Origin of the sequence: Rufibacter tibetensis, from assembly GCF_001310085.1 — a bacterium.
Classification (GTDB): Bacteria; Bacteroidota; Bacteroidia; order Cytophagales; family Hymenobacteraceae; genus Nibribacter; species Nibribacter tibetensis.
Window position 1 is genome coordinate 2,607,541 of the sequence record NZ_CP012643.1, and the last position, 22,268, is coordinate 2,629,808.

Annotated in this window: 13 protein-coding genes; 6 read left to right on the forward strand and 7 right to left on the reverse strand. The window is 50.8% G+C overall.

Translation table 11 applies throughout. From position 1 onward, the window contains the following. Nucleotides 1–5: 5 nt before the first annotated feature. The 6 genes from sov to DC20_RS23695 form a co-directional block, all read right to left on the reverse strand. Entirely contained in the window at nt 6–7,154 is a 7,149-nt protein-coding gene (gene sov, locus DC20_RS10540) for a T9SS outer membrane translocon Sov/SprA (protein ID WP_245652191.1), read from the reverse strand. Nucleotides 7,155–7,172: 18 nt separating this feature from the next. Next, complete coding sequence (ruvA, locus tag DC20_RS10545) at nt 7,173–7,763, reverse strand: Holliday junction branch migration protein RuvA (protein ID WP_062543795.1); 591 nt, start codon at nt 7,761–7,763, stop codon at nt 7,173–7,175. Between the two features lie 159 nt (nt 7,764–7,922). Beyond that, entirely contained in the window at nt 7,923–10,196 is a 2,274-nt protein-coding gene (locus tag DC20_RS10550; RefSeq protein WP_179945305.1) for an NADP-dependent malic enzyme, read from the reverse strand. Nucleotides 10,197–10,418: 222 nt separating this feature from the next. Then, a complete protein-coding gene (locus DC20_RS10555) occupies nt 10,419–11,984 on the reverse strand; it encodes a lytic transglycosylase domain-containing protein (RefSeq protein ID WP_062543796.1) in 1,566 nt (521 codons plus the stop codon). Then, nucleotides 11,984–13,420 carry an Asp-tRNA(Asn)/Glu-tRNA(Gln) amidotransferase subunit GatA gene (gatA, locus tag DC20_RS10560; protein ID WP_062543797.1) on the reverse strand — a complete coding sequence of 479 codons (1,437 nt, stop codon included), beginning with the start codon at nt 13,418–13,420 and terminating at the stop codon, nt 11,984–11,986. The genes DC20_RS10555 and gatA overlap by 1 nt, the downstream gene beginning before the upstream one ends. Nucleotides 13,421–13,423: 3 nt before the next feature. Continuing rightward, the gene (locus DC20_RS23695) at nt 13,424–13,780 is read right to left on the reverse strand and encodes a Sec-independent protein translocase subunit TatA/TatB (RefSeq protein ID WP_071885435.1); all 357 of its coding nucleotides are present in this window, start codon (nt 13,778–13,780) and stop codon (nt 13,424–13,426) included. Between the two features lie 236 nt (nt 13,781–14,016). Between DC20_RS23695 and DC20_RS10570 the strand changes: the two genes are divergently transcribed. The 4 genes from DC20_RS10570 to arsM all read left to right on the forward strand — a co-directional run bounded on the left by DC20_RS10570 (nt 14,017) and on the right by arsM (nt 19,533). After that, nucleotides 14,017–15,129: an endonuclease/exonuclease/phosphatase family protein gene (locus DC20_RS10570; protein ID WP_157593127.1), complete on the forward strand. Its 1,113-nt coding sequence runs from the start codon at nt 14,017–14,019 to the stop codon at nt 15,127–15,129. Between the two features lie 680 nt (nt 15,130–15,809). Then, nucleotides 15,810–17,303, forward strand: a complete 1,494-nt coding sequence (cysS, locus tag DC20_RS10580; protein WP_062543800.1) for a cysteine--tRNA ligase — start codon at nt 15,810–15,812, stop codon at nt 17,301–17,303. Further along, nucleotides 17,293–18,303, forward strand: coding sequence for a M28 family peptidase (locus tag DC20_RS10585; protein ID WP_062543801.1), 1,011 nt, complete (start codon nt 17,293–17,295; stop codon nt 18,301–18,303). The genes cysS and DC20_RS10585 overlap by 11 nt, the downstream gene beginning before the upstream one ends. Nucleotides 18,304–18,564: 261 nt before the next feature. Next, nucleotides 18,565–19,533 carry an arsenosugar biosynthesis arsenite methyltransferase ArsM gene (gene arsM, locus DC20_RS10590; protein ID WP_062543802.1) on the forward strand — a complete coding sequence of 323 codons (969 nt, stop codon included), beginning with the start codon at nt 18,565–18,567 and terminating at the stop codon, nt 19,531–19,533. Nucleotides 19,534–19,588: 55 nt separating this feature from the next. On the opposite strand, the gene DC20_RS10595 is transcribed toward arsM, so the two are convergent. Beyond that, nucleotides 19,589–20,497, reverse strand: coding sequence for a S66 peptidase family protein (locus DC20_RS10595; RefSeq protein WP_062543803.1), 909 nt, complete (start codon nt 20,495–20,497; stop codon nt 19,589–19,591). Between the two features lie 149 nt (nt 20,498–20,646). Between DC20_RS10595 and DC20_RS10600 the strand changes: the two genes are divergently transcribed. Together DC20_RS10600 and rlmN are read left to right on the forward strand one after the other, a co-directional pair. Beyond that, the gene (locus tag DC20_RS10600) at nt 20,647–21,075 is read left to right on the forward strand and encodes a thioesterase family protein (RefSeq protein ID WP_062543804.1); all 429 of its coding nucleotides are present in this window, start codon (nt 20,647–20,649) and stop codon (nt 21,073–21,075) included. A 21-nt stretch (nt 21,076–21,096) separates the two neighbouring features. Beyond that, the gene (gene rlmN, locus DC20_RS10605; protein ID WP_062543805.1) at nt 21,097–22,182 is read left to right on the forward strand and encodes a 23S rRNA (adenine(2503)-C(2))-methyltransferase RlmN; all 1,086 of its coding nucleotides are present in this window, start codon (nt 21,097–21,099) and stop codon (nt 22,180–22,182) included. Nucleotides 22,183–22,268 lie beyond the last annotated feature (86 nt).

Here is a 22,268-nt window from a genome sequence, read left to right on the forward strand (position 1 = left end):
AAGCCTTAGTCAGATAAACTGAACCGGAGCTGAACGCCACCTTCGGTAACGGTATTGCGGAACGCGTTGGCCACTTTAGGCTCGTTGATGTTCTGTGTGTAGTAGAACTGCAGGTTCAAACGCTGGCTTACCACGTAGTCAATGGTAGGGCGTATCTGCACCTGCAAGGCGCCGGCGGTGGTCAGGTTGTTCTGGTACTCGTTTCCGTTGGTATCTACCGCAATGGTGCGTTGAATGGTTTCATTGTCCCGGATGGTGAAATCCAGGCGCATGGTCAATTCATTCTCCAGTGTTTTGCGCGAGCCGCCAATCCGGAATGGAATTCTGAAGTTAGTGGTGCTGTAACCAACCCCTACCACTACGTCCTTAATGCCATTCTCTGTTACCTGCGCGTTGGTCATGTTCAGCAAGAGGTTCCGTTGGGTTTTGTATTCCAGACGACCAGTCAAGGCACCTTTGGTCCGGAAGTTAATGCCCACCAGTGGGTTCATGCTTTCTGTAATGGCTACCTGGCTTACAATGTAGTACGGGATCACTTCACCCGTGCGCTGATCTGCCCTGTCTGGGAATCCTGAGGGTTTAAAGCTGTAATCCAGTGCCGTGCTGAAGTTCGCCACCGTGTACGTTGACTGGTAGGCGTGGTTCAGGGTAAAGGAACTGAAATACTGTTTGAAGAACGGAAGCGCAGCTAAGCCGTTGTACACTACATTCCAGTTGGGCAACGGGATGGCGTCAAATGGCCCAGTAGGCTTTGCTTTGTACCCATTCACATCTTTGCCTTGGTACGCTCGCATAAACGAAGGAATCAACACATCCTGTGAGTTTAGCTGGTATAGACCAGGACCTCCGTTGGCTTCATTCAATCTGTTGGCAATAGCAGCACGGTTCCGGATGAAGTTCTCAAACGCCTCTGAACTGTTTCCCGCACCTGACTCAAACATGGTTTGCAGTGAGATGAAAGAAACCCGGTAAGAACCGGTCGTGAATGGGTTCTGCCGCTGCACTACCAACGCAGAGTCACGGCGGTAATACACCTCATCTATCTCTGACTTGTTCATCACTCCATCTAAGGTGATAATGAAGTTCCGGAACGGTTCAATGGTAGCGCGGGCCGTCAGGTTCACAGATTTAAGCGAGCTTAGCGGCGTGTTCAGGTACTGGCTGCTATCGGTGTACCAGTTCTCTCTGTCTGCGCGGGCATATAGTTTGTCTAACTCGTACTGCTTTCCTAGTACAAAGTCCAGACCTGGTGCTCCAAACCCATCGGCCAAGCCGAAGCTTTGCGCGGTAGGCAGGAAGCCCGGAAGCAATGTACCCTCGGTGCGGGCGTAAGTGAAGTTCACGGACCTGGCTGACATCAGCGTTCGTAGAATTCCGTTTATTACCTGCCGTCCGCCGCTTCTGGTAGAATCTGGGGTGGCCGGCTGCCCTGGCTTGACCGACTGCTGCCGCACTCCCGGGTTAGGGGAGGCTTCGTTCGCCGCCTTCAGGAACCGAACCTTATTGTAGAGCCGTACCAGATCAAACTTACCACTCAGGCTGGTTTCTGTGCTGTTTTCAATGGTGTTTCCTAGCTGCAGGGTGTCGTTTCTGCTGAGGGCCGTAGAAGCCGAGGTCCAGGTGAAACCGGCCTGGTAGCGGGCATCAGCTGAAACCCAGTCTGTAAGCGGGAATTTATCCAGCGGCAGACGATACGTAGCAGCAATTACCTGATTGAAGTTGGTGTTACGGCCAAAGCGTCTGAGGTTATGCCAGATTTCATCGTTCTTCCAGCGCAACGAGTCTACTTCCTCGTTAATACGTCCGTCAGGTTCGTCCACCACTGCCCGGTTGGTGGCGGTGTAATCCAGCGTAAGGCTCTTGGTCAGATCCCACTTCACGTCATAGATGCGGTTAAAGAAAAACGATTTCTGGTAAGTAGGCAAGAAGCCGGCAGTGTCTGGGAGGCTATACGGTGAGGTACGGCCCTGCAGGAACGTTTCATTGTACCGGCGGTCCAGGTCTGCTCTTACCGAGATCCTGCTAGGCATCAAAGAGAAGTTGAAGTCTTTCAACCACCGCAGGTACGGCGACTGGAAAGCTTTCGCTTGGGCAAACGGGGTGTAGCTTTTAGGACTGTTGTTGTAGTTGTAAGCAATACCGCCGTTGTAGGTTTTGGTATAGTTGCGGTCAGTAGAGATATCTGTGTGCAGCACCTCAGTATAAGCATAGGAGAAAGACAAGTTCTCTATGTCATAGATGTGGGTCTTTGCGTCAGGGTCAGTTTTCTCTTTCCGGACGTTAAGCAGGTTCACGCTCTTGGTGGTAGTTTGGCTGACTACTTCTTGGCGGTAGTTTTCACGTTCGTTTCCTGCCTCAAACTTCTGCAGCGAGAGGTCTAGTTCTGTGTCACGGTCCAATGGGTCAAAGCGTGGTTCGCTCATGGTGGTTCCGTACTGTACAGAAAGCGGCACTACCAAGCCTAAGCCAGAAGGAAGAAGTTTTTCAGCGGCTACGTTGGCAGTAACATCAAACTGACCAGTAGTTTCGCGGGCCCTTAACGCAGCCCTTTGCTGAATTCCTCCAAAACCTACGGTAGTGTAAGAACCCGTGGCGGTGATGTTGGCAAAATCTGCCAGTTTCACGTTGGCCCGGGCAGAGGCGGCCCAGCCAGCGGTACGGTCAAAGTCAGAAACCCGCAGCTCATTCACCCACAACGTAACCGAATGGGCTGCCTTGTCTGGCGTAGCTGGGTTCTCCAGACCAATCATGAGGCTTTGCACGTCACTGAAATCTGGGTTACCTACCACTCTGAATACTTTTCCGTCTTCTCTTTGCTCGGTAAATACCTGGTTCAGCGGGAAGCCTGCCTGGTTTCTTCTTGATTTCAACCGCACAAACTCGTCAAACGCCACATCTATGAAGTTCTGCTCGTTCCAGATCTGGTACGGGTCACGGCTGCCTTGCGGCGTCATCTTCAACGGGATAGAGTATTCGTAGTAGTTCTGGGTAAAGTCAGTACCAATTCTGATGAAGGCATTGACTTCATTGTCCTGGGTTCCGCTTGGGCTTTGCGCGTGCACGTACATTTTCAGGCGCTTGTAGATGAGCATGTCCTGCGACACGTTTTTGTACACGGCCTTGCTGAAAGCGTCTCTCAGGTTCTCTACTAGCAACTGCAGAGACTGCTCGTTTTGGCGGCGGTTGTTGGCGGAGGAGTAATCACGCTGGCGTTCTACACCCGGTGGTACCACGTATGGGATCGTGCCCGCATCAACCTCGCCGTTTTCCTCAATACTTACTGAAGACACGTTAAAAGCAGAGGCATCAGTATCACAGTCGCCTACGCAGGGAGCCCCGTTAGAAAGGATTGTGTTGTAGGTACGCCATTGGTTTGAAACAAACTGCATCTGCACAAAACGCAGCACCACAGGGTCAGCAAACTGGGTAGCATACATCCGCATGAACCGAATGGACTTGAAGCCCTGCATGTTGTTCACGTTGCCGGTTGGCTTTCTTACCGGAATCCGGAACTGGTACCAGCGTACCCGGTTGTTTCCCGAGTCTACAGAGTCTACGCGGTCTACAATGTAGTTACTGCCTACCGCCAGGCGGTTAGGGTTCAGGTCAATGTTGTACTCATAGTACTGCTCCACGTCACTGATGACGTTGTCTTTGTTCAGGTCTTCTTTGTCTGGGAAAGCGTTGGAGGAAAGATTGCTGTTTACCGGCGAGTTGCCTTCCATGCCGTTGAAGTTCTTATAGCGGCCCAGTACACCCGTGTTAGCTGCATCATAAGTCCCGTCTAAGTGGTGACGGAAGTTATCCGCAGAAGGGTCAGCTAAGGTGCTGTAAATGCCCTGGAAGAAAGCACGCTCGTCGTTGTCGTTCAATCCATCCAAACCAATGTCTTGGAACTGGCGTGAACCAGGTTCAGCATCAAAGGCATCGGTTAAGAACTGGTTACGGGTAACGCGGCCCCAAGCGGTTGGCTCTGTGTTTTGTAGGTTTCCGTCGGTAGGTAAGCCGTTCTCAAATTCGTACCGTTGGTCTTTCAGGAGGTCTTCAGAGATGTTTCCTAAGTTGAAGACCAGCTTTCCGTTTTCATCCAGGCTGTTCTGAGCATCGGGTTTGCCCGTGATAATGCCCCGCCCCCGGTCCCCTTTGATGAAGGGGTCCATCATCCAGAACTCCAGGTACTCAATGTTGGCGTTATCAAAGTTGTTGTCAAACGAGATTTCACGGCTAATACCGCCCCAATTGTTTTTAGGGTCATTTTGTAAAAACTGACCGTCATTGGAGACATTGGGGTTGTAGTTGTATTGCCCGCGTTCTCTTGGGTAGTACGCCAAATCAAAGGTATACTCAAAGGTGTTGTTGGTCTCTGGGTCACGGTTCGGGAAAATCTCCCGGCGCTGCACCCCGCGCACGTAGTGGTTTGCCAATTCCTCGCGGGAGATGTTGTTAGGTCGTAAGTTGTTGGAGGAATAGTAGATCTGGTCAATGGTGTACCACGCCAATTTGGCACGGTTATACGCATAAGCCAACCCAGAAGCACCATTTGCCAAAGGAGCAGGAGTGGCTGCTAAACGCCAGGCGTTGGTGTTAAAACCTCCCAGAGAGTAAGGTGTTTTCGCGTTTTCAAAGTCATCTATGTAGGAAACTCCGTCTTCGCCTCTGAAAGCAGTTTTCTGGGGCACCAATTGCGCCACCTCGGCACCCAAAGTAATGGCCGAAGGTTCTTTGGTTTCTAAGAAAGGCAGTTTGTCTGTAAGACGGGTGAGGAGCCTTGATTCACGGCGGTAATTCACATCAAAGCCGTAAATGGTGTTGTTGCTAGGCTCATCACCTATGTTCACCCGCTGAATGAAAGGCCTTTCTCCCTGATGCAGAACCGTGGCCCCCAAGATCAGGTCATTGTCAACCCTGTAATCAAAGCGGGCACCTAGGAGCGTTCTGGGCTGCACACTGAGAATGTCCGCTTTTTCATAGGTCACGCGCAGGTTGCTGGCGCTGTTCAGGTAGCTTGGGTTCAGGATTTTTACGCGGCCTAAGTCATAGAACACCTGGTAGTCCTGGCCTTCTACCAGGCGTGTTCCTCCTGAGTAAACCGCCACTGAACCTTCGGCAATCCGGATACCAGGCAGCGTGATTTCATCGGTGCTAGAAGCCTGGTACCTGCCTTGTATAAAGAACTTGTTTTTCTGGGCGAATTGCTGCGCATCGGTCTGGATGGAGTCATACAACTCCTGAAACACGTACTTGTTGATGTACTGGTCTTCGGCCCCGGCCGTGAACTGAGTTCTTAGGAAAGACCCAAAAGGCTCTACCTGCGGGAAGTAAATGCGGCCACTCTCAGGGTCAATGGTAATACCAGACAAGAAGTCAAAGTTACCGTCTTTGGGTGGGTCATTATTGGTGTTCACGTTATCCAGGTTAAAGACCTGAATCAACGGTATCCCCTTCAACCTGGACTCATCCTGGAAACTGGTGAGGTCGCCTCCGGTAGCGTCATCTTTGTAGACTACATTCAGCTGGAAGTTCTGGCGCTCAATTTGATTCGCATTCAGCGCGTAGACGTTCTTCATCATCAAATCCCAGGTGGGGGTGTTCAGGCCTGGGTTGGTGGCCCGAAGCAACTTCAGGAAAATCACCTGGTCTTCGGGTACGTTCTGGTAATCTTCCTGCAGTTCTCCAACCTTATAGGTACGGCCGTTCAGGGTGTATTCAAACGCGACACCCAGCACCTGTTCAGGGAGCAAAGCAGAGTTCAGGGAGATGTAGCCTAACTGCGGGTTGAATTTATATTCGGTCTGGTCCAGGCGGCGGGCCCGTACATGTTCAAAGTCAATGGTCTTGCGCAAACCAAGGCCTTCCAGAAAATTATCTACCTGTGTGTTGTTTCGGTTGGTAAGGCTTCCGTACAGGCTATTTTGGTTGTTCCCAGCACCGGAAGTGGCCGGTAAATTATTGCTGAACCGACTCTGGAAAGGCTGCGGCTCGCCCAAATCCATGAGGGCTACTACGTTTCTAAGGTTCTGGGTAGCGCGGTTATCATTGGTGATGTATACCTCCAAACGACGCACCACAATACCTGAATTCACGAGCGGAAGGTTGCGGAGGGCCTGGTCATACCGGTTCCGGAAGAACTGCGCCAGGAAGAAGTGACGGTCGCGATCATAATCATCTGCTCTGATCTCAAACCGTCTGTTTTGCGCACCGTTTTGGATATCTACTGCATCAATGCTTCCGCGTTGGTTGGCGGCGATGGCCGTTACAGACAATTTACCCATCTGCAACTGCGCCTTTAAACCAAAGAGGTTCTGACCGCCCTGTATGAGGGAGTTGTTCAGGGGCAAACTCACGTTACCCGCCTCTATTTTTTGGATGATCTCCTCTGGGTAGCCGGTATACTCTAGCTTGAGGTTGTTCTCAAAATCAAAGTTGGCTTTGGTGTCCCAGTTGGCGGTGATGCGCATCTTCTCGCCTATGCGGCCGTCAATGTTCAGGGCAATGGTCTGGTCAAACTCAAAGTCACCTATGCTTTGCTGCCGAAGCGGAATGGCCGGGTTTTCGTTTTTGTTAAAAAGCGCCCCGAACTTCAAGGTAGCCAAACCATTTGGGCGTATATCTACGGTGTTTCCGCCAAACAAGCGGTCAAACGTACGGCCCCCTAAGTTGAGGGTAGGTACCAGACGGCGGCTTGGGGCGGCGGGGTTCTGCTCGTCCAGGCTGGCCGACTTGGTACGCCAGTAATCTTTGATAGCTTGCTGCTGTTGGTAGCGCGAATACTCCTCAAACGTCATGGTGCTGGGATCGCGGTAATCATACCCGCCAATCTGCTCCGTGATCTGAAAACTTTTCAGGCTGTCATCTGGCACCACGTTTAGCTGCACATTTTTAGGAAGCGGCAGCAAAAGCGGTGATAAGGTGGTTCTGTTGGAAAATGGATCTCCCCGGCGGTCTTTGAAAATTAGGTTAGGACGCCTTGATGGGATATACCCCTGGTTTTTGATTGTGTCTTGCGGTTCTTCTTCTACATCTGACAACGCCAGCAGCGTTGTGCTTACACCTGCCATAGATACTCCACTTGGCTCGGCCTGGGAAAGCCAAGCCATCAACGACACCAACCCTACCGCGGCTGCAAGAATGTGAGGCTTCTTTTTATAAAACACAAATAATGGGGAAGTTACTTAGGACGACTTCAATGCAAACTTAATCATTTCCTCCACGGTTAAGCTAGCGCCTTCCCGCTTAATGATTGTATCCAGGGTTTTCTCGGCCACATTCTTCGCGAAGCCCAATGTTACTAATGCTGATAACGCCTCGTCGCGTGAGGTATTGTGCGCACCAAAAGAGACATTTACCGCATCTGGGCCTAAGCCTTTCCGGAATTTATCCCGAAGCTCCAGAATAATACGCTGGGCGGTTTTGGCTCCAATTCCCTTCACCTGTTGAATGGTGCGTACGTCTTCCCGCACAATGGCCTGCTGCACTTCCTGCACGGTCAAGGAGGAAAGGATCATGAGCCCTGTGTTAGGGCCTACCCCTGAAATAGAAATCAAATGCAGGAAGGCGCTTTTCTCTGCCAGGGTGGCAAACCCATACAAAGTGTGGGCGTCTTCCTTGATGTGCTGGTGCGTGTATAGACGGCAGCGTTCGCCCTCTGGCAACTGCCCGAAAGTGTTGAGAGAAATACGGAGCTCATAGCCCACGCCTCCAACGTCAATAATCACAAACGTAGGGTCTTTCTGAGCCAGGCGGCCATCTAAATAAGCGATCATGTGATTAGTAGTAGAGGTATAGTAGTGAAATCAGATTTAAGATAACAAAAACATTCTGTTTCCAGCCTCTTTTAAAGAAAGGGGCTGGAAACAGAATGCGAGGGAAGTATAGTGCTGCTTCTATATATAAAAGAGGGATAGAAGCAGTACGTACTAGTACTATTTTAGTTTTGCCTTACACGTTTGGGCATCTACCACGGCTATGGCCACCATGTTGATGATTTCCCGCACCGAAGAACCTAACTGCAAGATATGCACTGGTTTACGCATGCCCATCAGGATTGGACCGATTGCTTCAGCCCCGCCAATTTCCTGTAAAAGTTTATAAGCAATGTTACCAGCCGCCAGACCCGGGAAGATAAGGGTATTGGCCCCTACGTTGGCCAGCTCACTGAACGGATAGTGCTCGCGCAACAACTCTGGGTTTAACGCCGTGTTTGCTTGCATTTCCCCGTCAATAATCAAATCTGGGTAACGCTGCTTGGCCATGCGGGTAGCCTCGCGGGTTTTGGTAGGTACCTGCCCGGAGCTGGAGCCGAAGTTAGAATACGAAAGCACCGCCATGCGTGGCTCACGGTCAAAGAAGCGCACATAACGGGCCGTCAAACCAATAATGTCTACCAGTTCCTCTGCCGTAGGCTGAAGGTTTACCGTAGTATCAGCGAAGAAGTAAGGTTCTTTCTTGTTTTGGATGATGTACATACCTGCCACTTTATTTACGCCTTCTTCCACGCCAATCACGTGTAGGGCGGGTAGAATGGTAGAGGAGTACTCACGGGTAAGACCAGAAATGAGGGCATCGGCTTCACCTGTTTCCACCATCATACAACCGAAGTAGTTCCGATTGCGCACCAGTTTGCGGCAGTCAAACAGGGTGAGGCCTTTACGCTTGCGTTTCTCATACAGCAGGTGCGCAAACTTCTCGCATTTGGCGTCTTCCTCGCGCGGGTCAATGATCACGCTGCCGGTCAAATCCATGTTGAACTCGGCGATCATGGCCTCAATACGTGCCCGCTCACCCAATAAAACAGGGTAGGCCAATTTCTGCTCCAAGACGGTTTGAGCCGCTTTCAGGATCTTGTAGTGATCGGCCTCAGCAAATACCACCGTTTTAGGGTTCTGACGAGCCTGCGTGAGTACGCGGTTCATCAGTTTCTGGTCAATACCAATGCGCGCCTGCAACTCCTGGTGATAGCGATCCCAGTTTTGGATAGGGAAACGCGCCACACCAGATTCCATGGCTGCCTTTGCCACCGCCGGGCTGATGGTCGTGATCAAACGCGGGTCCAGCGGTTTAGGGATTAGATACGTCCGTCCGAAGGCGATGGAGTTATCGCCGTAGGCTTTGTGCACAATGTCCGGAACACCTTCTTTGGCCAGTTCTGCCAGGGCATACACGGCGGCCAGTTTCATGGCCTCGTTGATCTCGGTGGCGCGCACGTCCAAAGCTCCCCTGAAAATGTAAGGGAAACCCAATACGTTGTTCACCTGGTTAGGATGATCTGAGCGCCCGGTGGCCATGATCAGGTCTGGTCGGGTAGCCATGGCGGTTTCGTAGGCAATCTCCGGATCTGGGTTTGCCAGCGCGAAGATAATGGGGTCTTTTGCCATCAGTTTCACCAATTCAGGCGCTAAAACGTTGCCGGCGCTCAGGCCCACAAACACATCAGCTCCTTCCATAGCCTCAGCCAGGGTGGTGATTTTACGGGTGGTGACAAACTGGGCCCGGTATATGTCCAGGTCGTTGCGCTCTGGGTTGATGATGCCATCTTTGTCAAACATGACAATGTTGTCAATCTTCACGCCCAGTTCCAGGTAGAGCTTGGTGCAGGCAATGGCAGCGGCTCCGGCACCGTTCACTACCATTTTGATCTTATCAATGTCTTTGCCCACCACTTCCAGGGCGTTCAACAAGGCAGCGCTAGAGATGATGGCGGTGCCGTGCTGGTCATCATGCATGAGCGGAATGTTCATCTGCTCGCGCAGGGCATTCTCAATCTTGAAGCTCTCAGGGGCTTTGATATCCTCCAGGTTGATACCCCCAAACGTAGGCTCCAGCGACTTTACAATCTGGATGAATTTGTCCGGGTCAGTTTCGTCTATCTCAATGTCAAACACGTCAATGCCCGCAAACTTCTTAAAAAGGACGCCTTTCCCTTCCATGACCGGCTTAGAAGCCTCAGGACCAATGTTGCCCAAGCCTAATACAGCAGTTCCGTTGGTAATCACACCCACCAGGTTGCCTTTGGCGGTGTACTTGTAGACATCGTCTTTGTTGGCGGCAATTTCTTTACAAGGCTCTGCTACACCTGGCGAGTAGGCGAGGGCTAAGTCCATCTGCGTGCTCACCATTTTGGTAGGCACTACCTCTATCTTGCCGGGTTGCCCCTGGCTGTGATAATTCAGCGCGTCTTCCTTGTTGATTTTAATCATGTCCTTTCCTTCAGTTGTCGTGTTGTAGTCTATGGGGTTCCGTTGCCAAACCAACGCTTGGTTGGCAGGGAATTAATACAAATTGATAAGATTTTTCCAGTTAGCCAAGTAGTACTAAGGTTTCTGCCTTTCAGCTCTAAAGCTCTTTTACCCTAAATGGCTAAAAAACAAATAGCATCCCAAGCCAAAGCCAGAGATGCTATCTATATATCAGGGACAAAATCAGCCTACAATCAGCTTCATGCCGGGCTTTAATTCGTCACCTTTCAGTTTGTTTGCTTTGCGCAGTTTCTCTACGCTCACGTTGTTATAACGGCGGGAAATGTTCCAAAGCGTATCGCCAGGCTGCACGTGGTGCACGGTCTGTGGTTTCTCTACCTCTACTTTTTTCTTAGATGATGCTTGTTTAGAAGACAACATGGCTGTAGCGGCATTTTCCTTCGGAACGCTGTTCGCGTTAGGGCCAGCGTTCTTACCCACAGGGGCTGAAAGGTCTTCTGCCGAGGCCAGTAGCTTGGTCTCAGCTGCCGGTGTTTCTTTCGGCTTCGTGTCCAGTATTTCCTTCGTTTCTGGCTTGAACACAATCAGTTTCTGGTTTGCAGCTAAGATGCTGCCTGAAATCTTGTTCCAAGCTTTCAACTGCTCTATCGTTACGTTCTGGTCTTTCGCGATTTTAGAAAGGTTATCGTTGGGACGTACTGTGTAGAACGTTTTTACTGTGCTGTCTGGGGCAATCGGATCAGCTTTAGCCAGGATAGTAGTAGGTACTTCCTGCAAGGAAGGCAGCTTGGTTCTGGCCGGAGCCACGTAACGCGCAGAATCTAAAATAGCCATTCTGTTTTCTGCCAGGAACGGACGTACATCGGCGGGAATACGCAGGGGGAAATTAGTGACGTTCTCCGGGATATGCTTCAGCTTTAACGCCGGGTTCAAGTCTGCGATTCGTTCTTCAGGCAGGTTCAGTTGCTTGGCCAGCAGCTTCAGGTCCAGCGGTTGACTGATAAGGACCGTGTCCATGGCAATGGGTAGCTGCAGTTTGGCCGGGTGTAAGTTGTGGTCCTCGGCGTGGTTTAAGGTATAGACCAAGGCGGTGAAAGACGGCACGTATGCCCGCGTTTCCTTAGGCAAATACGGATAAATGCCCCAAAACGTCTTCTTTCCACCAGAGCGGGCAATGGCTTTCTTTACGTTACCAGGACCACAGTTATACGCCGCCAAGGCCATTTCCCAGCTCCCGAACATGCGATACAGCTGTTTTAGGAATTTGCAGGCCGCCTCAGTGGATTTCTCCGGGTCCATGCGCTCATCCAGGTAATGGTTCTGCACAAGGCGGAAGTCGCGGCCGGTAAAGTCCATGAACTGCCATAAACCCACTGCCTTAGCGGAGGAAACTGCTTTGGGCAGCAACGCTGACTCCACCACAGCCAGGTATTTCAACTCATCAGGCATGTTGTGCTTAGCCAGGTACCTCTCAAACATAGGGAAGTAAAGCGGCTTACGCTCCAGCACGCGCCGGGTGTATTTCCGGTTCCGGATGGTGAAGTAGTCAATCAACCCTCTTACCTGCTTGTTGAATTCTAAGGGGATCTCCTGTTCCAGACAGCTGAGGCGGTCCTGGATGAGTTCATCGGTTTCTACCGGAATAAACTCTACTGAATCAACAAGTACCTTGGTAGTGTCTTTTACTTGCACAACTGGAACATCCAGTGCCGGTGTTTGCTTGGCCTGCGCTGCAGAGCCCAAGCCTAGTGTAAGTACAAGGCCAGTAAGAAAGGTAGTTTTGCGCATTAGGCAGTTAGGTGTGGTTGATGGTTCATCAGTTGTTTAGAGAAGGCCAGTAGTTGTTCTTCCCCAAAAGCTTTGGTCATCAGCTGTACCCCAATTGGCAGCCCTGCGGCGTCTTTGCCAATTGGTAACGAAATAGCCGGAATGCCTGCCAGGTTTGCCTGTACCGTGTAGATGTCTTCCAGGTACATGGCCAGCGGATCCTTGGTGTTTTCCCCTATCTTGAAGGCAGTGGTAGGGGTGGTAGGTAGAATCAGAAAATCGTATTGGCTTAAAAGCTCATCGGTTTTCTCTTTGATCAGGCGGCGTACTTGTTGCGCCTTGGTGTAGTATGCGTCGTAGTAATCAGCACTAAGCACAAAGGTGCCCAGGATAATGCGGCGCTGTACTTCTTTCCCGAACCCTTCGGAACGGGTTTTCTTGTACATAGAGGCCAAATCCGTCGCGTTCTGGCTTCGGAAACCGTACTTCACCCCATCGTACCGGCCCAGGTTTGAGCTGGCTTCAGCGGTGGTCAGGATGTAGTAGGTAGGTACAATATAGTCAAGGAAATGGAATTCCACCGGTTCAACCGTATGGCCATCGGCCTGTAGTTGATCCAGCACGCCCTGCACAGCCGCTTTAACTTCTGAATTCAAACCCGGACTCTCAAAAGAATCACGGATGAACCCGATGCGGGCCGGACGGTCAAAGGTCAAATTTTGGCTATAAGCAGGAACCGGACGTTGGCTTACGGTGGCGTCAAACTCATCGGGGCCCGCCATCACTTCTAAGAGAAGCGCGGCATCTTCCACGCTCTGGGTGATTACACCAATCTGGTCAAAAGAAGAAGCGTAGGCGATAAGGCCGTAGCGCGAAATGCGGGAGTACGTAGGCTTCATGCCCACCACGCCGCAATAGGCGGCTGGTTGACGCACTGAACCACCGGTATCAGATCCGATGGAGGCTAAGCAAAGGTCGGCTTGTACGGCTACGGCAGAGCCGCCGCTAGAACCACCCGGCACGCGGGTATTGTCTACTTCGTTGAGCGCCGGACCAAAGGAGGAGTTCTCATTGGAACCGCCCATGGCAAACTCGTCGCAGTTCTGGCGGCCAATGATAATGGCGTCCTCAGCCAGAAGACGTTGCACGGCGGTAGCAGTGTAAAGAGATGTGAAACCGTTCAGGATTTGGCTGGAGGCTTGCAACGCGTGGCCTTCATAGGCCAGCACGTCTTTGATGCCAATCACCATTCCGGCCAGTTTGCCGGCGGTACCGGCTTGTAATTTGGCATCCACTTCTTCGGCTTTCCGAAGGGCTTCTTCTTCAAACACCTCCAAGAATGCGTTCAGATGACGCTTGGTGTTGATGTTCTCCAGATAACGCTCCACAAGTTGACGGCAGGAGAGCGAGCCTCGGCCTATCTCCTCGCGGATAGCGTCAAGGGATGTATAACGCATGTATTAAACGTTCGGGTTGTGGGTAGTAGGGTTTGGGTTGGCGTTAGGCGCATTGTCATAAGGCGCGTTGCCGTTGTTGTAATTGGTATTGTTATAACCTGGGTTTGGGTTGGTATAGCCCGGGCCGCTGTTATAATTGTTTCTGTTCTGGGTATTGGCCTGACGGTCATCGTTGGCCGAGTTCTCAATGTCGTTCTTGATCTCTTTGGTGGCGTCTTTGAACTCACGGATTCCTTTTCCAAGGCCACGGGCCAGGTCTGGAATACGCTTGGCGCCAAACAGCAACAGAACGATTAACACAAGAACGATCATCTCGCCGGTTCCTAAGTTGCCGATGAATAATAAGCTGGATAACAACATAGCTTTACTAATAAGGTGTTAAGAGTGTAAAATTAGGGTATAATTTTCAATTACAAGGCACGTCAGGTCAAGTTTAAAACGGAAGGGTAGGCGCACTATTTCAAAACACCCTGTATATTTAAAATCCAGTTTTAGTCTCTTTTCCTGAAAATGCCCGCAAAGGAGCCAGAACCTACGTTTTTTTAGCGACTTCCGGTTTTTTGCGTAGGTTTACTTCTGCGATTAATATTTTTCCTGTGCGCCGGAAGCTTCTTTCTTTTCTTACGTCTTTATCTACCCTGTGGCTATTGTTGGGAGTAGGATGCCAGTACGTGCCGCCGCATGTTTTCTGGCCTGCCGGCTTCATTGCCATGTCTACGCCCGGAGCGCTACTAATGAACGGCGTGCTGTTGCTGTTGTGGCTTTGGCTTTGGCACCGCCCAGTGTGGGCGCTATGGCCGGCGTTGCTTATTTTTCTGTTCTGGGGACAGCACACGCGCTATTTCAACTTTAGTTCTTCAGAAGCAAGCTTGGCCTCTGAGGAAGAGCAAATCACTATCCTAAGCTACAACGTGCGCGTCTTTAACGTGTACCAGCACCTGCACGAGGCGGACCCAGGCTTGCCTGAGAGGGAAATGAAATGGGTAGCTGAACACCCCGCTGAAATTCTCTGCCTGCAAGAGTTCTACAATGAAAAGGGAGATAAAACTTACGACAGCCGTAAAAGGGTAGGAAAGCAACAAGGCCGGGAAATCTATGTTGGAAAGGCCCTTACTAACAGTGCAGGTGCGGAGTTTGGTCTGGCAATTTTCTCTAAATTCCCCATCGTGAAGAAAGGAACCGTCTCCTTTGACCGGCCAACCAAAAACCAGGTGATCTTCGTGGATGTCAAGCTTCCCTCAAAAGATACCTTGCGGGTGTACAACATGCACCTGGAATCCATGGCTATTGAAGAAAAAGACGTAGAAGCAGCCGTGCAGAGCGAGGCTGGTTTAAAAACTAAAGGCCGCAACATTGCCCGTCGGCTCAAAGGCGGGTTCATTGCCCGAAGCCACCAGGTAAACAAACTGCTGGACCACATTCAGGAAAGCAGACACCCGGTGCTACTCTGCGGTGATCTAAATGACTTGCCCAGTTCCTACACCTATCAGCAGTTGCGAAGACACCTCAAAAATGGCTTTGAAGAAGGCGGCAACGGATTTGGGTTTACTTACAACGGCAAACTCCCTATCCGCATAGACAATCAGTTCTTCAGCGATCGCTTAGAGTTACTGCAGTTCGATGTTCTGGACCAGATCCGGTTCACCGACCATTTCCCCATTGAATCTACCTACGTACTGAATGCTTCTTCTGCAGAGAGTGAGGAATAAGGTTCTTTCGCGTTAGTTTGCTGAAAACAGGCTGGAAACGAGATTGACATAGACGCTTATAAGACCTGCGGACACTACGAGGTCTTTTTAGTTAGCGGTATTACGGTTGAATGCTGAACAACAGTGCGTGGACTTACAGATTGTAAACAACCCCCTTCGCCCCCTTCAAAGGGGGAGTATAAGCTAAGGTTGTTGAGGCTTTCACCTCACTGCAGTTGCAAACTGCAGGTCATGGTAGGTCCAAATCACAGACTTGAACCATGGGAAGTGGAACCATGAGAAGTGGGAGGATTAAGAAGAAAACAGCTTTTGCTACTTTCCCTTGTTCCAGTCTTTCCATCGAGCGCCTCGCTTTTGGCCCTAGAAAAGCAGAACTAAGTGAGATGCACAGCTCAGGCCGAAAGGGCAGTGCGAGAGGGGAAGACGGGGCCTCGCGGCCGTGAGCGCACGGAGGGCAGCTATGAAACAATTAAGCATAAGGGCTCCGCATCAACCAGCTACTACGCCAGCAATAAACAAACTGCATGCACCAATAAAAAGGCTTCCGTTTTCAAGCTCCTTTCCAGAATATAAGCCATAAACAGCAAAATCCTCTTCATCAAAACAAAGAAAAAGGCAGCTTAAAGGCACTAACTCCGTACCGTTACCACAAGTACCAGTAAGTTTTATAATTTTGCCGCATGAACCACCCATTATCCTTATATAATACCCTCACCCGCACCAAAGAGCAGTTTGAACCTTTGCACAGCCCGTTTGTAGGTTTGTATGTCTGCGGACCTACCGTGTACGGCGATGCCCACTTGGGCCACTCACGGGCGGGCGTGGTATTTGACGTGTTGTCCCGGTACTTAAGATACCTTGGCTATAAAGTGCGCTACGTGCGCAACATTACCGACGTAGGCCACTTACAGAACGATGCTGATTCTGGCGAAGACAAGATCCAGAAGTTCGCGAAAGCTCACCAGCTGGAGCCCATGGAGGTGGTGCACCATTTCACCAACCGCTACCATGAGGACCTGGCGCAACTGAACGTGATTTCCCCAGACATTGAGCCTCGGGCTTCGGGGCACATCATTGAGCAGATCCAGATGATCGAGGAGATTCTGGAGAACGGCTTGGCGTATGAGTCTAACGGATCGGTGTATTTTGATGTGCCGGCATACAACCAGCAGCACAAATACGGCAAGCTCTCAGGTCGCGTCATTGAGGACCTGATGAACAACACACGCGAAGACCTGGAAGGGCAGGAGGAGAAGCGGTCGCCGCTGGACTTTGCCTTGTGGAAGAAAGCTTCGCCTACGCACATCATGCGCTGGCCATCGCCGTGGTCAGAAGGGTTCCCGGGCTGGCACCTGGAGTGCTCGGCCATGAGCCGGAAGTACCTGGGTACGCAGTTCGACATACATGGCGGTGGACTGGATTTGATGTTCCCGCACCACGAGTGCGAGATCGCGCAGAGCCAGGCTAGCCACAACCACACTGATGCCGCGCGTTATTGGGTGCACAACAACATGATCACCATGAACGGCAAGAAGATGGGTAAATCGCTGGGCAATTTTATCTCCCTCAGAGAGTTATTCACCGGAGAGCATGAGCTGTTGGAGCAGGCTTATACACCTATGACCGTTCGGTTCTTTGTGCTGCAGGCGCACTACCGCAGTACTCTGGACTTCAGCAACGAAGCCTTGCAGGCAGCTCGCAAAGGCTATCTGAAAGTAATGAACGGCCTGCGTATTCTGGATCAACTGCAATACCCAACCGGTACTGATGCGGTAGATGCCAAAGCTGAAGAGGAAATCAAGAAGCTGACGGCTGAGCTGTTTGTGCCTTTGAACGATGACCTGAATACCGCCAAATCTATTGCGTCATTGTTTAACCTGCTCAAGAAGATCAACAGCATGCACACGGGAGGTTTCAAACTGGAGACCATCTCCCAGGAAACATTTGAGGAAATGCGCACGCAGTACCGTGCTTTGGTGCTGGATGTGTTAGGCCTGAAAATAGAGCAAACCGCCGATGCCCAGTCACTCCTAAACGTGGTGCTAGGTTTCTACAAAGAAGCCAAAGAAACCAAAGATTACGGCAAGGTAGATGTAATCAGAGCACAGCTCAAAGGGCAGGGCATCGTGATCAAAGACATGAAAACCGGTATAGACTGGGCTTATGAAGAATAACATGAAAGTTCTGGCTCTAGGCCTGCTGCTGGCTGCCGGCCTTCCTGCCTGCGAAAAAAAGACGAACACTGAGACCGCTACGGCTGAGCAACCAACTGCGGCTACGGCGGCAGTGAATGTTCCGGCGTTCAACGCAGACTCGGCGTACCAGTTTGTCGCAAAGCAGGTTTCTTTTGGCCCCCGGGTACCTAATACCCCTGCGCATCGGGCCTGTGGCGATTACCTTATTAGCAAGCTGGAAGGATACGGCGGCACCTTGCAGGTGCAAAGCTTTACGGCCAACGCGTATGATGGCACTGCCTTGAGCCTGCGCAATATCATGGCGCAGTTCAACCCAAAGGCGAGCAAGCGCATTTTGCTGGCTGCGCACTGGGATACCCGCCACGTAGCCGATAAAGATCCGCAAAACCCCACCAAACCCATGGATGGTGCTAATGACGGTGCCAGTGGGGTAGGTGTGTTACTGGAGATAGCGCGTCAATTGCAGGCTAATCCGTTGCAGAGAAATGTGGGAGTAGACATCATGCTATTTGACGGCGAAGACTACGGCCAACCAGACAATGCCGGTGAATACAAGGAAGATACCTGGTGCCTGGGTTCCCAATATTGGGCGAAGAACCTAATGCCGAAAGGCTACACCGCCAACTACGGCATTCTGCTGGACATGGTAGGAGCAAAGGGTTCAAGATTCGCACGGGAAGAAACCAGCCGCGCTTACGCTGGTGACGTGGTGGAGAAAGTATGGCGTACCGCCAACCAGATTGGCTACTCTAACTATTTTCCGTTCCAAGATAGCCCCGGCATTACAGATGACCATACTTACGTCATTCAGCATACCAACATCCGGATGGCCGATATCATTGCGTATGATCCTAACAGCCCCGATGGCTTCTTTGGGCCGTATCATCACCGGCAAACAGACAACATGGACATCATTGACCGGAATACTTTGAAAGCAGTAGGGCAGACGGTCCTGCATGTGGTCATGACAGAACAGTAAAACCAATAGCTTTAGCTATTTAGGAGCCGTTTTAAGGGAAACACCCTGGAAACGGCTTTTTATTTTTTTTTAAGTATCCAAAACATTAACAAACCGAACGGGTTCTACAATCCGTAAATCTATAATCCGTAGAAAATGCGTTTCAAGTACCTTTTCAGGGAAAGAACTTCCTAGAAGGGAGGGAATGTATTTCCATGGATTCTATGTCGGTTAACTGAAGTTCACTACTGGAAACAACTGTTTCCACCCAAACCTTTACCCATGTCCTACCTGACCACTACGCAAGACTTATATCGCAATGCAGCGCTTACACCAGATATTGGCCTCTGCTGCACCACCACACCCATCTGGCAACTGCCCGGCCTTTCTATTCCAAAGCGAATGCAGGAAATGAACTACGGATGTGGTAGTACGGTGCACCCACGAGACTTAGTGAACAACCCTTCTATTTTGTATGTGGGTGTAGGCGGCGGCATGGAGTTGCTGCAGTTCTCGTACTTTAACCGTCAACCCGGCGGCATCATTGGGGTAGATGTGGTGCATGAGATGCTGCAAGCAAGTGAGGAAAACTTTAAGTTAGCGGAGGCTGAAAACCCATGGTTCCAGGCAGATTTCGTTGATTTGCGCCAGGGTGATGCCTTGAGTTTGCCGGTGGAGAGCGAAACCATAGACGTGGCGGCGCAAAACTGCCTTTTCAACATCTTCAAGCAAGAAGACCTGAAGCAGGCCCTAAGTGAAATGTACCGCGTGCTGAAACCGTACGGACGCCTAGTGCTCTCTGACCCCATCTGCGACGGCGGTATGCCTGAAAACCTGAAGGAAGACGAGCGCCTGCGAGCTCTGTGTTTAAGTGGCGCCTTACCGCTGCAGGAGTACATAAAAGCACTAACCGATGTAGGCTTTGGAACGATTGAGATACGTGCCAGAAGGCCTTACCGCGTGTTGTCTCCTGCGCAATACGCCACCCAGGAGTTGATTTATATAGAAAGCGTGGAAGTGTGTGCCATCAAAGATCCTATGCCCGCCGATGGACCATGTGTCTTCACCGGTAAAACAGCCATTTATTTTGGCGAACAGGAGTACTTTGATGACCAGAAAGGCCACGTACTCATGAACAATCAGCCTTTGGCGGTGTGTGATAAAACTGCTGCTGCTCTGGGTGCTTTAGGGATGGAAGATATCCTGGTTTCTAATTCTACCTTCTTCTATGACGGCGGCGGGTGCTGCTAACTTACTTCATGAATAAATGAAACGCCTCTTTCTAAGCTGTTTTCCTAAAAACAGCTTAGAAAGAGGCGTTTTCGTAATGTAAAGTCGTTCCGGTCTCGTTTACCTGTAGCGTTGCCTCACGGCCTACTACCAGTGCCAGGTTGCGGGTCACGTGCCCTACCGGAAAATCAAAACAGATGGGGTGGCCGTAACTTCCGCAGTGTTCCAAAATAATCTGCGGTACATCTTTCCCGAACGGGACGGCCGTGTCATTCATGTCCGAGAACTGGCCTACTATCAGCCCCGCTAATTTCTGTAGTCTTCCTAAACGGCGGAGGTGCACCAGTACCCGGTCTACGTTGTAGTAATACTCCCCCACATCCTCCAGGAACAGAATCTTTCCGCTGTAATCAACATCTGAGGCGGTTCCTATGATGTTGTTCAACAGAATGAGATTACCGCCTATAACTTGACCAGTAGCGGTGCCTGGCACGTTGGAAGGATTGGCAGCAACAGAATACCGTTGTGGGGCATGAAACAAGATTTGGCGCAGCGATTCATCGGCTTCGGTAGTGTCGGGTTTGCCCATGAGCAGCGGCATGGTACCGTGCACGCTTTCTATGCCTAGTGTGTGCAGGTGGCAGAGCAGGGCCGTTACATCACTGAAGCCAATCACCCACTTAGGGTTTTTCTGAAGGATACTGAAGTCAAGTTGATCTAAGATTCGAGTGGTACCGTAGCCGCCCCGGGCGGAGAATATCGCCTTGATGTCAGGATTGTCCAGCATCTGCTGAAAATCGGATCTCCGCAGTTCATCTGGCCCGCCCAAGTAGCCGTCTTCCGCACCAATGCTCTGCCCTAATACCACGCGCAGCCCCCAGGCTTCCAGCAAACGTATGCCGTCCTTGATATCTTCCAGACTAACTTTGCGGGCTAAACAAACAATGCCAACGGCATCTCCTTTCTGTAGGGCGGGTAAGGTCACGGGGAAAGCTTTATAAAATAACAGGCTTCCAAAGTAGGCATTTTTTTCTGATCACGACCCTCTTGGAGGTTGTTTTTGGAAAATTGGGCCTTAAACGGTTACAGTGTTTTCGTATGCCGTATCTTCCATTTATAACTCATAACTACAAAATGGCCCGCATCAAAATAGATCTCCCCGCTAGTTTCTCTTTTCAAACCGAATTGTCCATCCGGATCACGGATTTGAATTATGGCGGCCACCTGGGCAATGATGCCTTGCTGAGCTTGCTGCACGAAGCGCGGGTTCGGTTCCTGAAAGAACACGGCTATTCTGAACTGGATTTTGCCGGGGCCGGGCTCATCATGTCAGACGTGGGCATTGTGTACAAAGGCGAAGGTTTCTACGGCGATGTGCTTACGGTGCAGGTGCAAGCCACGGAGTTCAGCAAGTACGGCTTTGACCTGGTTTACCGGTTGTCTATCCAAAACGGCAAGGAAATAGCCCATGCCAAAACGGGTATGCTGTGCTTTGATTACCAACTGCGGAAGCTGAAAACTATTCCGCCGGAAGCACTGGAGCGGCTGGAAACTAAAGCGTAAGATATTTTGTACCTTTGTAGTATGAGTACCACATTGATCCCAGATATCGAGATTCTGAACCGGCAGGACATCCGGAAACTGTCTTTGGACCAGCTCAAGGCCTGGATGACGGAGCACGGCGAAAAGCCTTTCCGCGCCAAGCAAGTCTACGAGTGGGTCTGGAAACTGACGGCTACCTCGTTCGCGGAGATGAACAACATCAGTCTGCCGCTACGGGAGAAATTGGAGCGTTCTTTCACCATCAACAGCGTGGAAGTGAACACCAGTCAGCTGAGTTCAGATTATACCATAAAATCCACGTTCCGTCTTTATGACGGAAATATAGTAGAGGGTGTGCTGATTCCCCATCCTAAACGCATGACTGCTTGCGTGAGTAGCCAGGTAGGTTGCTCGTTGACCTGTTCTTTCTGTGCCACCGGTAAAATGGACCGCATCAGAAACCTGAACGCCGATGAGATCTATGACCAGGTGGTGCGCATTAAGGAACAGACCGAGAACAACTACAACCGTCCGTTGACTAACATCGTGTACATGGGCATGGGCGAGCCGCTCCTGAACTATGCCAACGTGATGAAGTCTATTGAGCGCATCACCGCGCCCGATGGCCTGAATATGGCCGCGCGTCGCATCACGGTGAGTACCGCGGGTATTGCCAAGATGATCAAGAAAATGGCCGATGACGGCATCAAAGCCAATCTGGCCTTGAGCTTGCACGCTGCTAATGATACCAAACGCAATGAGATTATGCCCATCAACGAGACCAACTCATTGGAGGCGTTGAAAGAAGCGTTAGTGTACTATCACCAGAAAACCGGCCGCAAGGTGACTTATGAGTACATCCTGCTGAGTCACTTCAATGATAACTTGGAGGATGCACAGGAATTGCTGCAGTTCTCCAAAATCATCCCATGTAAAGTGAACATTATTGAATACAACCCAATTGAGGGAGGTCAGTTCAAGAAGTCAAGCGATGACCGTCTGGAACCGTTCATGCGTTACCTGGTAGACAGGGGTGTACAGGTGAACGTGCGCCGCAGCCGCGGGAAAGACATTGACGCCGCTTGCGGACAGTTGGCCATCAAGGATAAAAAAGGAACAGAAGCATAAACTTCTTTTCTGTACATAAACACAGAGGGCATCGGTTTAATCGGTGCCCTCTGTGTTTATGGTGTGTTTTAGAAAAATTAGTTCAA

Excerpts from the sequence above, each read along its gene's own strand:
- ruvA (WP_062543795.1), bottom strand. The coding sequence starts at position 7,763 with ATGATCGCTTATTTAGATGGCCGCCTGGCTCAGAAAGACCCTACGTTT.
- DC20_RS10550 (WP_179945305.1), bottom strand. The coding sequence starts at position 10,196 with ATGATTAAAATCAACAAGGAAGACGCGCTGAATTATCACAGCCAGGGG.
- DC20_RS10555 (WP_062543796.1), bottom strand. The coding sequence starts at position 11,984 with ATGCGCAAAACTACCTTTCTTACTGGCCTTGTACTTACACTAGGCTTG.
- gatA (WP_062543797.1), bottom strand. The coding sequence starts at position 13,420 with ATGCGTTATACATCCCTTGACGCTATCCGCGAGGAGATAGGCCGAGGC.
- DC20_RS23695 (WP_071885435.1), bottom strand. The coding sequence starts at position 13,780 with ATGTTGTTATCCAGCTTATTATTCATCGGCAACTTAGGAACCGGCGAG.
- cysS (WP_062543800.1), top strand. The coding sequence starts at position 15,810 with ATGAACCACCCATTATCCTTATATAATACCCTCACCCGCACCAAAGAG.
- DC20_RS10585 (WP_062543801.1), top strand. The coding sequence starts at position 17,293 with ATGAAGAATAACATGAAAGTTCTGGCTCTAGGCCTGCTGCTGGCTGCC.
- arsM (WP_062543802.1), top strand. The coding sequence starts at position 18,565 with ATGTCCTACCTGACCACTACGCAAGACTTATATCGCAATGCAGCGCTT.
- DC20_RS10600 (WP_062543804.1), top strand. The coding sequence starts at position 20,647 with ATGGCCCGCATCAAAATAGATCTCCCCGCTAGTTTCTCTTTTCAAACC.
- rlmN (WP_062543805.1), top strand. The coding sequence starts at position 21,097 with ATGAGTACCACATTGATCCCAGATATCGAGATTCTGAACCGGCAGGAC.